Genomic DNA, 13,460 nt, shown 5'->3' with positions numbered 1-13,460 from the left:
GACCTTTCTCTCGACATCAAGACAGTGGGAGAATACCTTGACGTCAAGAGAGTTCGCCACAGGAACTTCGACAAAGGGGGAATAATGGACATCGAGGTCGCAGTGATCGGCGCCGGACCGGTGGGGATGGCGGCGGCTGCGTTCCTGCATCGAGCGGGGGTCGCGGTCCGGGTCTTCGAGGCGGATCCGACCCGCGCGGGGCAGTCGCGGGCGACGACGATCCACCCGCGCACCCTCGAGCTTTTCGACGCGATCCCGGACGAACCGGGTTCGCTGGCCGCGCGCATGGTCGCCGCCGGAAACCCCGTGCCCGCCGCGCATTTCGCGACTCTGCCGAACCGGCTGGACTACCGCGGGCTCGACACCTCGTTCCCGTTCGTGCTCCTGCTGCCGCAGCCGGAAACCGAGCGGCTGCTCGCCGAACACCTCGCCGGACAGGGCGTCGTGATCGAGCCCGGGTGGAAACTCGCCGGCCTGACGCAGGACGAGCAGGGCGTCACCATCGTCTCGGAAACCGGCGACACCCGGCGGGCCGGTTACGTCATCGGCGCGGACGGCGCGCACAGCGCGACCCGGCACGCGCTCGGCCTCGCTTTCCCCGGAACTCCCGCGTCCACCATGGGGTTCCTCGCCGACGTCAAGCTGGAACGCCCGCCGGCCCATCCGCACACCTGGGACTACGAACGCGGTTCGTACAGCGCGTTTCCGCTGCCCGGCGGCATTTACCGGATCTTCGGCCACGAACCCGGCGACACCGGCCTCACCCCGGAGGAAGCCGCGCGCCGCCAAACTCAGATCCCCGACGAAGCCGAACTGCGCGCGACGCTCAAGCGGCTCGCCGACGACGATTTCGGCATCACCGAGGTGCTGTGGGCGTCGCGAACCGGAGACGCCACGCGCCACGCCGAGCAGTACCGCGTCGGCCGGGTGTTCCTCGCGGGCGACGCCGCGCACGTCCACCTGCCGGCGGGCGGGCAGGGGCTCAACGTCGGCGTGCAGGACGCGGCGAACCTCGCGTGGAAACTCGCCGCGGAGGTACAGGGGCGCGCGCCGCGGCGGATCATCGACGGCCCGCAGTCCTACGACGCCGAACGCCGCCCCATCGCGGCCCGGCTCGCGGCGAACACCCTCGCCCAGGCGGCGCTCATGGTCACCTTCACTCCGGGCGGGAAAGCGTTGCGGGACTTGATGTCCGACCTCATCGGCCGCGACGGCGACACCGCGGACGAACTGCGCGGCTGGCTGTCCGGACTGGACGTTTCCTATGCCGAGGACGGCAGCCTCGTCGGCCGTCGCGTACCCAACCTTCCGCTCGCCGACGGCCGCACCCTCCATCGCGCGCTGCGGCCGGACCGGTTCACGCTCGTGGCTTTCGGCGCCACCGCCGCGGAGGGCGAGAATGTCGTGCGCTCAACCCGCGACTGGCACGACTTGGCCGCCGTCCTCGTCCGCCCGGACGGTTACGCCGCCGACGTGTGGGCAGCGGGCGAAGAAATCACCACCGACTGGACGGAGCACTGAATGGGAGCCGACACCGCACGCGGCCGCTTCGGCATTCTCGCCATCCTCTGCTCCAGCATCCTGGTCGTCGCGATGGACAACACCATCGTCAACGTCGCGCTCCCGGTCATCCGCACCGACCTCGGCGCGTCGATCAACGGTCTGCAATGGACGATCGACTCCTACACGCTCGTCATCGCCTGTTTCCTCATGCTCGCCGGGGCCACCGGGGACCGGTTGGGGCGCAAGCGAACCTTCCAGGCCGGGTTGGTCCTTTTCGGACTCGGTTCGCTGCTGTGCAGCGTGGCCCCGTCGATCGGCTGGCTGGTCGCCGCGCGCGTCGTGCAGGCGCTCGGCGGCGCGATGCTGAACCCGGTCGCGATGTCGATCATCACGAACGTCTTCGCCGACCCCGGCGAGCGGGCGCGCGCGATCGGGGTGTGGGGGTCGATCGTCGGGATCTCGCTGGGCGTCGGACCGGTGCTCGGCGGCGTGCTGACCGAGAGCATCGGCTGGCGGGCGATTTTCTGGGTCAACGTGCCGGTGGTCGTCGCGGCGCTCGTGCTGACCGCGCGCTACGTGCCGGAATCGCAGGCCCCGCACCCGCGCCGGCCGGATCCGGTGGGACAGGTGCTGGTCGTGGTCCTGCTCGGCTCAGTGGTGACCGCGGCGATCGAAGGCCAGCGGCTCGGCTGGGGCTCACCAGCGATCCTCGGCATGGCCGGGCTCGGCGTACTCGCCTTGTTCGCGCTGATCCGCTGGGAACTCCGCCGCCGGGAACCGCTGGTCCAGCTGCGGTTCTTCCGGAGCGCGCCGTTCTCGTCGGCCACGATCAGCGCGGTCTGCGGGCTCGCCGCGTTCGGCACGTTCCTGTTCCTGTCGCCGCTGTACCTCCAGGACGTGCGCGGGCTGTCGGCACTGCAATCCGGTCTGATGTTGCTGCCGACCGCCGTGGCCGTGACGATCGCCGCGCCGTTGTCCGGCCGCCTGGTCGCCACGCGCGGCGCGCGGATTCCGCTGCTGACCGCGGGGATCTCGATGACCGTCGTCGCCGTCCTGCTCACCACCGCGTCCGCGACCACGCCGCTGTGGATCCTCGCGATCGCGTACGGCGTGTTCGGCCTCGGCTTCGGGCTGCTGAACCCGCCCATCACCAACGCCGCGGTCAGCGGCATGCCCCGCTCCCAGGCCGGGGTCGCCGCCGCGGTCGCGTCCACCTCCCGGCAGGTCGGGCAGACCCTCGGCGTCGCCGTCGCAGGCACCATCCTCGCCGCCGCGGCCACCCCGCTCACCGGATACGCCACGGCGTGGTGGGCGGTCGCGGGCGGGACCACGCTGATCATCGCGCTCGCCGTCCTCGCCACCACGGCCTGGGCGCAAGCAGGAGCGGAACGGGTCGCCCGCCGTTTCGCCGACGAGCCGCTCGCCGAACCGGTCTAACCGGGCAATGGTGAATCGGGCAGAGGTGTGGTCCTTCCGTCGCCTATCCCGATCAACGGCCCCATGCCGGTGCGGGCGTCTCCAGAGTGGAAGATGCCCGCACTGCCGGAGGAAAGGCGCCATCCGCATGCCCACCCCGTCCGAGACCCCGGCCCTTCCGACCGACCGCCCGGCCGGCTGCCCGTTCGACCCGCCCGCCGAGTACGCCGCGTTGCGGGAGACCTCGCCGGTGTCGCGGATCCGCTGCCCGGCCGGGTTCGAGACCTGGCTGGTCACCCGTTACGACGACGTCCGCGCCGTGCTCGCCGACCCGGCGCTCAGCTCGCGCGGAGCCTCGTCGGCGCACGTCAAAGCCGATCTGGACCCGTACGACGAGGTCGACCCGGGTTCGATCATCCAGCTCGACGGCGCGGAGCATTCCCGGCTGCGCAAGATGGTCGTCGCGGAGTTCACCGTGCGGCGGGTGGAGCGGCTGCGCGAGTACGTCCGCGAGCAGGTCGAACGGCACCTCGACGCGATGCTGGCCAAGCCCGGCCGCGCCGACCTGGTCCAGGACTTCGCACTGCCGATCCCGTCGCTGGCGATCTGCGAACTGCTCGGCGTCCCGTACGCCGACCGCGAGCTGTTCCAGCGCCAGAGCAGCCTGCTGGTCAGCACCGACCAGGACGCGGGCACCACGGACCAGGCGTTCCACGAACTGGCCGGCTACCTGGGCGCGCTGGTCGCCGGCAAGCAGCAAGACCCGCAGGAGGACCTGTTCAGCAAGCTCATCGTCCGCGCCGAGGCGTCCGGGGAAGCGCTCGACCTGGACGAGCTGATCATGCTCGGCCTCAGCCTTCTCGTGGCCGGGCACGAAACCACCGCCAACATGATCGCGCTCAGCGCGCTCGTGCTGATGGAACACCCGGAGCAGCGCGCGCAGGCCCTCGCCGACCCGCCGCGCGCGGTCGAGGAACTGCTCCGGTACCTCTCGGTCGTGCAGTTCGGGGTGCTGCGGTATGCCACCGAAGAGGTCAAGGTCGGCGGCCAGACGATCGCCGCGGGCGACTGGCTGATCGCCGCGCTGAACTCGGCCAACCGCGACGAGGACCGGTACCCGAACGCCGACCGGCTGGACTTCACCCGCGAATCGCCGCGCACGCATGTCGCCTTCGGGTTCGGCGCGCACCAATGCATCGGACAGCAACTCGCCCGGGTCGAAATGCAGGAAGCATTGACCGCGTTGTTCCGCCGCGTGCCCGACCTGCGACTCGCCGTGCCGAAGGAAGCTTTGGCCTACAAGCACAACACGCTCGTCTACGGTCCCGAGGAGCTGCCTGTCGCCTGGTCCGCGTAGTTCGTCCGGCCGATCCGCGGCCACTCGGGTTAACCTCGTCGCGCACACCAGCGCACACCAGGGGGAACCGATGGCCGCGGACCAGCCTTCGCGCAAACGCGACGCGACGGCGACCAAGGCCGCGCTGCTGGACGCCGCGGCCGAACTGTTCGCCGACCGCGGCTTCGACCGCACGACGGTGCGCGACATCGCGCACCGCGCGGGCGTCAACCAGGCGTTGCTGTTCCGGTACTTCGGCAGCAAGGACGCGTTGTTCGAGCACGTGATGGCGCGCGGCGGCCTGGCCCAGGTCGAGACGACCCCGCCCGAACGGCTGTTCACCGCGGCGCTGCGGAGCCTGCTCGAACGCGACGACTCGGCGTCCCGTTCGATCGAGACCTACCTGCGGTCCTCCGGCACCGACCGCGCCGACGAGGCGCTGCGCGCGCAGCTCGACGCTGAGTACACCCGCGCGCTGTCCGGCCTCACCGATGCGCCGGACGCCGAACTGCGCGCCGACCTCGCGATGGCCTGGCTGCTCGGCATCGGGCTGGTCCGCTCGATCACCCGCAAGGACCCGCTCGCCACCGCGCCCGCCCACGAGGTCGAGCGGCTTATCGGCCCGGCCGTGCGCACCCTGCTCGAACGCAGCAAGTAATTCGCTACAGCGGCGGAAGGGGCGCCGATACCGTCGGCGTATGTTCCCGTCCGCCACCGAGCCCGACCAGCTGACCCGCGAAGGCCTGCTGCCCGCGGTACGAGACCTTCTCCGCTCGCTGGGCGAACCCGGCGAACCCGTGCCCTTCGACGACGGTTCCCTGCCGGTGTACGCCGTCGGCGACCAGCTCGTCCTGAAGCTCTATCCGCCGGTGCACCTGGACGAGCTGACCACCGAACGCACCATGCTGGAAGTCCTGCACGGCAAGCTTCCCGTCCCGACCCCGGGCGTCGTGCACGCCGGAACCCGCGACGACTGGGGTTACGTCGTGATGGAACGGCTGCGCGGGCGCCCGCTGAAGCAGGTCTGGCCCGAACTGTCCACAGCGGACAAACTCGCGCTCGCCCCGAAGATCGGCGAAGCCCTGTCCACCTTGCACTCGGTGAACGACCCGGTGTTGTCCGTGCTCGCTCCCCCGGACTGGGCCGCGTTCCTTGCCGGGCAACGCGAAAAACTGGTCGACCACCACCGCAAGACCACATTGGACGAACACTGGCTGGCCCAGCTCCCGGACTTCGTCGACTCGGTCGATCTGGGCACGCCGCAAACGGTGCCGTTGCACACCGAAGTCATGCGCGACCATCTGATGGTCACCCGCGAAGGGGATGGCTGGCAGCTGTCCGGCCTGTTCGATTTCGAACCCGCGATGCGCGGCGCGCCGGAATACGAGTTCGCGGCGGTCGGCTTGTTCGTTTCGAGCGGCGACTCGGCATTTCTGCGGAGTCTTCTGCTCGCTTACGGTTACCATCCGGCAGAGCTCGGCCCGGACTTCTCCCGCCGTTGCCTCGCGTACACGCTTCTGCACGTGTACAGCGACTTTCGCTGGTACCTCGACGTGCTCCCGGCGCCGCGAGAACCTACTTTCGTCTCCCTCGCCGACGCATGGTGGGGCGTATGAGGGGTACCCCCGGACTACCCCGCGACATACCCCCGTAAAAAGGAGTGAAATACGCGACAACCCGGCAATCGCGACGGACACTGGAACCGTTCCCGGGGTACACCAGGGGCCGGGACAGAAGGAGGAACCGCCGTGACTGCCGAGTTGAACCATCGGGAGCGGGCAACCCTGCGTGCCGTCGCCGAGGGGCACGCGGAAATCAGCTGCAGCTGTGAACCGGACCTGTTCGTCGACGGGCTGAGCCTCTGCGACCAGGGCACGGTCCGCGACCTCGTCCGCAAGGGCCTGATCGAACCCGCCGAGGACGGAGCGTGCGGCGCGCGGGTGCGCGCGGTGCTCACCGAGGCCGGGGCGCGGGCGCTGGACGGAAAGCCCGTCGCAGCTTGATCTTCGGGGCCTGAGCCGGGGGCTACCCGCGCACCCACTCCTCCCCCAGCTCGGCCGCGACAGCCTCGCCGCCGGTGAGGTCGGCGAGCCAGCCGCTGAACCGGTCTTCCTCGCCGGGAGCGAGCCCGACCTCGAAGTGCGCCGCCGCTTCGAAGCGTGTCCCGTGCAGCACGTACGGCGACGCGCGGAGATCGTTTTCGAAGCGGCCCGCCCGGGTGTAGTCCATAGTTACGTCGAACAGCCGCAATCGCCGGTACTCCACCAGGCCTACCACGTCGAGCGCGTCCGACACCGCTTGGCCGTACGCGCGGATCAACCCGCCCGCGCCGAGCAGCACTCCGCCGAAATGCCGCGACACCACCGCGACCGTGTCGGTGACCTCGCGGCGGCGCAAGACCTCCAGCATCGGCACCCCGGCCGTCCCGGCGGGCTCGCCGTCGTCGCTGGAGCGCTGAGTACGGCCGTCCGGGCCGAGGACGAACGCGTGACAGTGGTGCCGCGCCGCGGGCTCCGCGCGCCGGCGGGCCGAAATGATCTCCCGCGCGGCCGCTTCGTCGCCCACCGGAGCGAGCGCGCACAGGAACCGTGAACGCCGTATTTCGATCTCGTGCAGCCCGGTCACTGCCACGGACAGATAACGATCAGTCATCGGCGCTCCCCCTCATGACCCCCAGTCAACCAGCCTTGAACGCGGGGTTGACACCCGGCAGGCAGACAGGTTTACGCAGGTCAACGGCTTCGCTGACCGCGTGGCGGGAGAGACGGCCCGACATATGGGAGTACCCCGGAGGGCGTCAACGTATGCGTGGCCTTTCCCACGAGAGCGCGATGACGTATGTCGATCACAGCGAATTCACACTATCGTCATAAGACCCGGCGAACCCGGGAGTCACCACCACGCGCCCCGGCTGGCCCCCACCACACAGGCTGACCGACCCCGGCGCGTGTGCCTGTACAGCGACGTGCAGAACTTTTTCCGCCGCCCATCGCCGTGCGGTGACAAACCATCCGGCACCCGGCCCGGTCGTCGACCGGCCGCGGTCAGCCACGCATCGCGACGCAGTGCCGCGCCTCGCGACAGCGGAGGCACCGGATGGTTTCCCTTCTCGACTGACCATCGCGGTTTCGGACCACTTCGTTAACCGGTTCAGTGATGAACCCCCTTTCGGAGTGAAAGAACCCGCGCCAACGCCTTGGGAGGCGGCCAGCCGTGACCCACCGTTCGAGCACCCCGGCCACCGACGGCCTGTACGACCCCGCCTACGAGCACGATGCCTGCGGGGTGGCGTTCGTCGCGGACCTGACCGGTCGCCGAGACCATCAGATCGTGGCGAAAGCCCTTGTCGCGCTGAAAAATCTGGAACATCGCGGGGCACGCGGGGCGGAACCGGACACCGGGGACGGCGCGGGCCTGCTCATCCAGGTGCCGGACGCGTTCTACCGCGAGGTCGCCGGGTTCGAGCTGCCGGCCGAAGGCAGCTACGCCGTCGGCACCGCGTTCCTGCCGCAGGACGAAAAGAGCCGCGGCCGCGCCATGACCACCATCGAGCGGATCGCCGCCGAGGAGGACATGCGCGTGGTGGGCTGGCGCGAGCTGCCGGTCGACACCGCGCACTGCGGCCCGACCGCGGCGCAGACCATGCCGCACTTCACCCAGCTGTTCCTGGCCGGGCACAAGGACAACCTCGACGGCCTCGCCCTCGAGCGCGCCGCCTTCTGCGTGCGCAAGCGCGCCGAGCACGAGCTGGTCGAGGACGACGTTTACTTCCCGTCGCTGTCCTCGCGCACGATCGTCTACAAGGGAATGCTGACCGAGCCGCAGGTCGAGAAGTTCTTCCTCGACCTCACCGACGAGCGCGTGACGAGCGCCATCGGCCTGGTGCACTCCCGCTTCTCCACCAACACTTTCCCGTCGTGGCCGCTCGCGCACCCGTACCGCTACGTGGCGCACAACGGCGAGATCAACACGCTCAAGGGCAACCGCAACTGGATGGACGCCCGCGAGGCGCTGCTCGAGACCGACCTGATCCCGGGCGACCTCAAGCGGATCTACCCGGTCATCACGCGCGGCGCGAGCGACTCGGCCTCCTTCGACGAGGTGCTGGAGCTGCTCCACCTCGGCGGCCGTTCGCTGCCGCATTCGGTGCTGATGATGATCCCGGAGGCCTGGGAGAACCATCAGGAAATGGACCCCGCGCGCCGCGCCTTCTACGAGTTCCACTCCACGCTCATGGAGCCGTGGGACGGGCCGGCGCTGGTGGCGTTCACCGACGGCGCGCAGATCGGCGCGGTGCTGGACCGCAACGGCCTGCGCCCGGGCCGCTACTGGGTCACCGACGACGGACTCGTGGTGCTCGCCAGCGAGGTCGGCGTGCTGGAGCTGGACCAGGCGAAGATCGTCCGCAAGGGACGGCTGGAGCCGGGCCGGATGTTCCTCGTGGACACCGTCGCGGGCCGGATCGTCGAGGACGAGGAGATCAAGGGCCAGCTCGCTTCCGAGCACCCGTACGACGAATGGGTCGACGCCGGGCTGCTGCGCCTGGAGCAGCTGCCCGAACGCGACCGCGAGGTCCCGCTGCACGCCGCGCTCGTGCGCCGCCAGCAGGCGTTCGGCTACACCGAGGAAGAGCTGGAGACCATCCTCGAGCCGATGGCCCGCACCGGCGCGGAGCCGATCGGGTCGATGGGCAACGATTCGCCCCTGGCGTCCCTTTCGTCCGGTTCGCGCCCGTTGTTCGACTACTTCATCCAGCTTTTCGCCCAGGTGACCAACCCGCCGCTGGACGCGATCCGCGAGGAGCTGGTGACCGCGCTCGGCACGCAGATCGGCGCGGAGCCGAACCTGCTGGCCGCGGACGCGTCGTCCTGCCGCCGGATCGTGCTGCCGTTCCCGGTGCTGGACAACGACCAGCTCGCGAAGCTGGTGCACGTCAACGACGACGGCGACCTGCCGGAGTTCCAGGCGGTCACCGTCATGGGCCGGTACAAGGTCAACGGCGGCGGGGACGCCCTGGTGCAGCGGCTCGACGAGATCCGCGCCGAGGTGTCCGAGGCTATCGAGGACGGCGCGCGGCTGATCGTGCTATCCGACCGCGGGGTCGACGCCGACCACGCGCCGATCCCGTCGCTGCTGCTCACCGGCGCGGTGCACCACCACCTGGTGCGGGAGAAGACGCGCACGCAGGTCGGCCTCATCGTCGAGGCGGGCGACGCGCGCGAGGTGCACCACATCGCGCTGCTCGTCGGCTACGGCGTGGCCGCGGTGAACCCGTACCTGGCGATGGCGACGGTCGAGGAGATGGCGCACCGGGGCCTCATCCCGGGCGTGACTCCCAAGCAGGCCACCACGAACCTGATCAAGGCGCTCGGCAAGGGTGTCCGCAAGACCATGTCCAAGATGGGCGTGTCCACTGTGGCCTCCTACACCGGCGCGCAGATCTTCGAGGCGGTCGGCCTCGGCGCCGAGGTGATCGACACCTGTTTCACCGGAACCACTTCCCGGCTCGGCGGCGTCGGCTTCGACACGCTCGCCGAGGAGGTTTCGCAGCGCCACGTGCGGGCCTTCCCGGTCGACGGCGTCCGGGCCAGCCACCGCGAGCTGGAAACCGGCGCGGACTACCAGTGGCGGCGCGAAGGCGAACCGCACCTGTTCAACCCGCAGACGGTGTTCAAGCTGCAGCACTCCACGCGGTCCGGGAAGTACGACATCTTCAAGGAGTACACGAAGGCGGTCAACGACCAGGCCGAGAAGCTGCTGACGCTGCGCGGGCTGTTCGACTTCAAGTTCGGCGACCGCACGCCGGTGCCGATCGAGGAGGTCGAGCCGGTTTCGGAGATCGTGAAGCGGTTCGCCACCGGGGCCATCTCGTACGGCTCGATCTCGATGGAAATGCACCAGACGCTGGCGATCGCGATGAACCGCCTCGGCGGCAAGTCGAACACCGGCGAGGGCGGCGAGGACCCGGAGCGGCTGTACGACCCGGAGCGCCGCTCCGCGGTCAAGCAGGTCGCGAGCGGCCGGTTCGGCGTCACCAGCGAGTACCTGGTGAACTCCGACGACATCCAGATCAAGATGGCGCAGGGCGCGAAGCCCGGCGAGGGCGGGCAGCTGCCCGGCGGCAAGGTGTACCCGTGGATCGCGAAGACGCGGCACTCCACGCCGGGCGTCGGGCTGATTTCCCCGCCGCCGCACCACGACATCTATTCCATTGAGGACCTGGCGCAGCTGATCCACGACCTCAAGAACGCCAACCCGGACGCGCGCATCCACGTGAAGCTGGTGTCCGAGGTCGGCGTCGGCACGGTCGCGGCGGGCGTGTCCAAGGCGCACGCGGACGTCGTGCTGATCTCGGGCCACGACGGCGGCACCGGCGCCTCGCCGCTGTCCTCGATCAAGCACGCGGGCGGACCGTGGGAGCTGGGCCTGGCCGAAACGCAGCAGACGCTGCTGGCCAACCGGCTGCGCGACCGGATCGTGGTGCAGACCGACGGCCAGCTCAAGACCGGCCGCGACGTCATGATCGCGATGCTGCTCGGCGCCGAGGAGTTCGGTTTCGCGACCGCGCCGCTGGTGGTGTCGGGCTGCATCATGATGCGCGTCTGTCACCTCGACACCTGTCCGGTGGGCGTCGCGACGCAGAACCCGAAGCTGCGCGAGAAGTTCAGCGGCAAGGCGGAGTACGTGGTGAACTTCTTCGAGTTCATCGCCCAGGAGGTCCGGGAGTACCTGGCGGAGCTGGGTTTCCGGTCCGTCGAGGAGGCCGTGGGCCACGCCGAGCTGCTCGACAAGCGCAAGGCGGTCGACCACTGGAAGGCCGCCGGGCTCGACCTGTCGCCGATCTTCCACGTGCCCGAGCTGCCGCCGCGCGCGGTGCGGCACCAGACCGTCAAGCAGGACCACGGGCTGGACAAGGCGCTCGACAACACGCTGATCCAGCTCGCCGAGGGCGCGCTGGCGGCGGGCGACAAGGTGCGGCTGGAACTGCCGGTGCGCAACGTGAACCGCACCGTCGGCACCATGCTCGGGTCCGAGCTGACCAAGAAGTGGGGCGGCGAGGGCCTTCCCGACGACACCATCGACGTCACCTTCACCGGCACCGCGGGCCAGTCGTTCGGCGCGTTCGTGCCGAAGGGCATCACGCTGCGGCTCTACGGCGACGGCAACGACTACGTCGGCAAGGGCCTCTCCGGCGGGCGGATCGTCGTGCGGCCGCCGAAGGAATCGCCGATCGTCGCGGAAGACCACATCATCGCGGGCAACGTGATCGCGTACGGGGCCACGAGCGGCGAGATCTTCATCCGCGGCCAGGTCGGCGAGCGGTTCTGCGTGCGCAACTCGGGCGCACTGGCGGTCGTCGAGGGCGTGGGCGACCACGGCGGCGAGTACATGACCGGCGGCCGGATGGTCGTGCTGGGCAAGGTCGGCCGCAACTTCGCGGCAGGCATGTCCGGCGGCGTCGCGTACGTGCTGGACCTGCCGGCGCACCGGGTCAACCCGGAGATGGTCGACATCGACCCGCTGGACACCGCGGACGTGGACTTCCTCCGCGAAACCATCGAAAAGCACTACAACGAAACGGAATCCGCCGTCGCGCGGGCCTTGCTGGCGGACTGGGACAGTGCGGTCGACCGGTTCGGCAAGGTCATGCCGAAGGACTACAAGCGCGTGCTCGCCGCTCAGGTGGCAGCCGAACGCGACGGGCGGGACGTGAACGAGGCGATCATGGAGGCCGCACATGGCTGACCCCAAGGGCTTTCTGACCACCACGCGCGAGGAACCGAAGCGGCGTCCGGTGGACCTGCGGCTGATGGACTGGCGCGAGGTCTACGAGGACTTCGCGACGACCAAGCTGGAGAAGCAGGCCGGCCGCTGCATGGACTGCGGGATCCCGTTCTGTCACCAGGGCTGTCCGCTCGGGAACCTGATCCCGGAGTGGAACACGCTGGTGTGGCGGGAGGACTGGCAGCAGGCCGCGGACCGGCTGCACGCCACGAACAACTTCCCGGAGTTCACCGGCACGCTGTGCCCGGCGCCGTGCGAAACCGCGTGCGTGCTCGGCATCAACGACGACCCGGTGTCGATCAAGCGGGTCGAGATCTCGATCATCGACCGGGCCTTCGAGGAAGGCTGGGTCACGCCGCAGGTCCCGGTCGCCAAGACGGGCAAGAAGGTCGCCGTCGTCGGGTCCGGTCCGTCCGGGCTGGCCGCGGCGCAGCAGCTGACCCGCGCGGGCCACACCGTCGTGGTCTACGAGCGCGCGGACAAGATCGGCGGGCTGCTGCGGTACGGCATTCCCGAGTTCAAGATGGAGAAGTTCCGCCTCGACCGCCGCCTCGACCAGATGCGCGCCGAGGGCACGGAATTCCGGACGTCGGTGAACGTCGGCGTGGACGTCACCGTCGAGGAGCTTCGGGAGAACCACGACGCGGTGGTGCTGGCGGGCGGCGCGACGGCGTGGCGCGACCTGCCGATCGAGGGCCGTTCGGCCGAGGGCATCCACCAGGCGATGGAGTTCCTGCCGCCGGCCAACCGGGTCGCGGCGGGCGAGCTCGAGGAGTCGCCGTACTCGGCCAAGGGCCTCGACGTCGTGGTCATCGGCGGCGGCGACACCGGCGCGGACTGCGTCGGCACGTCGCACCGGCAGGGCGCGAAGTCGGTGACCCAGCTGGAGATCATGCCGAAGCCGCCGGAGTCGCGAACGGATGCGCACCCGTGGCCGACGTACCCGATGATCTACCGGGTCACGTCCGCCCACGAGGAGGGCGGCGAGCGGCTGTACTCGGTCAACACGCAGGAGTTCCTGGCCGACGAGAACGGCCGGGTGCGTGCGCTGAAGCTGGTCGAGGTGCGCAACGAGGGCGGCAAGTTCGTCCCGGTCGAGGGCACCGAGACCGAGCTGCCCGCGCAGCTGGTGCTGCTGGCGATGGGCTTCCTCGGCCCGCAGCGCGAGGGCCTGCTGACCGACTTGGGCGTGGAGCTGGACCAGCGCGGCAACGTCGTGCGGGACAAGGACTTCAAGACCACTGTGGACAATGTGTTCGTGGCGGGCGACATGGGCCGCGGGCAGTCGCTGATCGTGTGGGCGATCGCGGAGGGCCGCTCGTGCGCGGCCGGCGTGGACGCCTTCCTGACCGGCCGGGGCGTGCTCCCGGCCCCGATCGCGCCGACGGACCGGCCGATCTCCTGAGGACTCGGAGCAGGC

The 13,460-nt window shown here is 69.9% G+C and carries 9 protein-coding genes; 8 read left to right on the top strand and 1 reads right to left on the bottom strand.

Annotation, left to right across the window (positions count from 1 at the left end; genetic code table 11):
- Window positions 1-84 precede the first annotated feature (84 nt).
- The 6 genes from EIZ44_RS20355 to EIZ44_RS20330 all read left to right on the top strand — a co-directional run bounded on the left by EIZ44_RS20355 (window position 85) and on the right by EIZ44_RS20330 (window position 6,258).
- Entirely contained in the window at window positions 85-1,521 is a 1,437-nt protein-coding gene (locus EIZ44_RS20355) for an FAD-dependent monooxygenase (protein ID WP_205673239.1), read from the top strand.
- The gene (locus EIZ44_RS20350) at window positions 1,522-2,940 is read left to right on the top strand and encodes an MFS transporter (protein WP_134730462.1); all 1,419 of its coding nucleotides are present in this window, start codon (window positions 1,522-1,524) and stop codon (window positions 2,938-2,940) included.
- Window positions 2,941-3,067: 127 nt separating this feature from the next.
- The gene (locus tag EIZ44_RS20345; protein WP_134730460.1) at window positions 3,068-4,276 is read left to right on the top strand and encodes a cytochrome P450; all 1,209 of its coding nucleotides are present in this window, start codon (window positions 3,068-3,070) and stop codon (window positions 4,274-4,276) included.
- 70 nt (window positions 4,277-4,346) lie between these two features.
- Complete coding sequence (locus EIZ44_RS20340; protein ID WP_037817562.1) at window positions 4,347-4,913, top strand: TetR family transcriptional regulator; 567 nt, start codon at window positions 4,347-4,349, stop codon at window positions 4,911-4,913.
- Between the two features lie 40 nt (window positions 4,914-4,953).
- Window positions 4,954-5,871 carry an aminoglycoside phosphotransferase family protein gene (locus EIZ44_RS20335; RefSeq protein ID WP_134730458.1) on the top strand — a complete coding sequence of 306 codons (918 nt, stop codon included), beginning with the start codon at window positions 4,954-4,956 and terminating at the stop codon, window positions 5,869-5,871.
- A 132-nt stretch (window positions 5,872-6,003) separates the two neighbouring features.
- Entirely contained in the window at window positions 6,004-6,258 is a 255-nt protein-coding gene (locus tag EIZ44_RS20330) for a hypothetical protein (protein WP_134730456.1), read from the top strand.
- Window positions 6,259-6,280: 22 nt separating this feature from the next.
- Here the strand turns inward: EIZ44_RS20330 and EIZ44_RS20325 are convergent, their stop codons facing one another.
- Window positions 6,281-6,907, bottom strand: a complete 627-nt coding sequence (locus EIZ44_RS20325; RefSeq protein WP_134730454.1) for a YigZ family protein — start codon at window positions 6,905-6,907, stop codon at window positions 6,281-6,283.
- A 561-nt stretch (window positions 6,908-7,468) separates the two neighbouring features.
- On the opposite strand from EIZ44_RS20325, the gene gltB reads away from it, so the two are divergent.
- Entirely contained in the window at window positions 7,469-12,001 is a 4,533-nt protein-coding gene (gltB, locus tag EIZ44_RS20320; RefSeq protein WP_134730451.1) for a glutamate synthase large subunit, read from the top strand.
- Window positions 11,994-13,445 carry a glutamate synthase subunit beta gene (locus EIZ44_RS20315; protein WP_134730449.1) on the top strand — a complete coding sequence of 484 codons (1,452 nt, stop codon included), beginning with the start codon at window positions 11,994-11,996 and terminating at the stop codon, window positions 13,443-13,445. The genes gltB and EIZ44_RS20315 overlap by 8 nt, the downstream gene beginning before the upstream one ends.
- The last annotated feature ends 15 nt before the right edge of the window (window positions 13,446-13,460 follow it).

It is taken from the genome of Amycolatopsis nivea, assembly GCF_004522235.1.
In the GTDB taxonomy this organism is placed as follows: Bacteria; Actinomycetota; Actinomycetes; order Mycobacteriales; family Pseudonocardiaceae; genus Amycolatopsis; species Amycolatopsis nivea.
The sequence above is the reverse complement of the archived record's forward strand: the minus strand, read 5'-3'. Positions and strand labels throughout refer to the sequence as shown.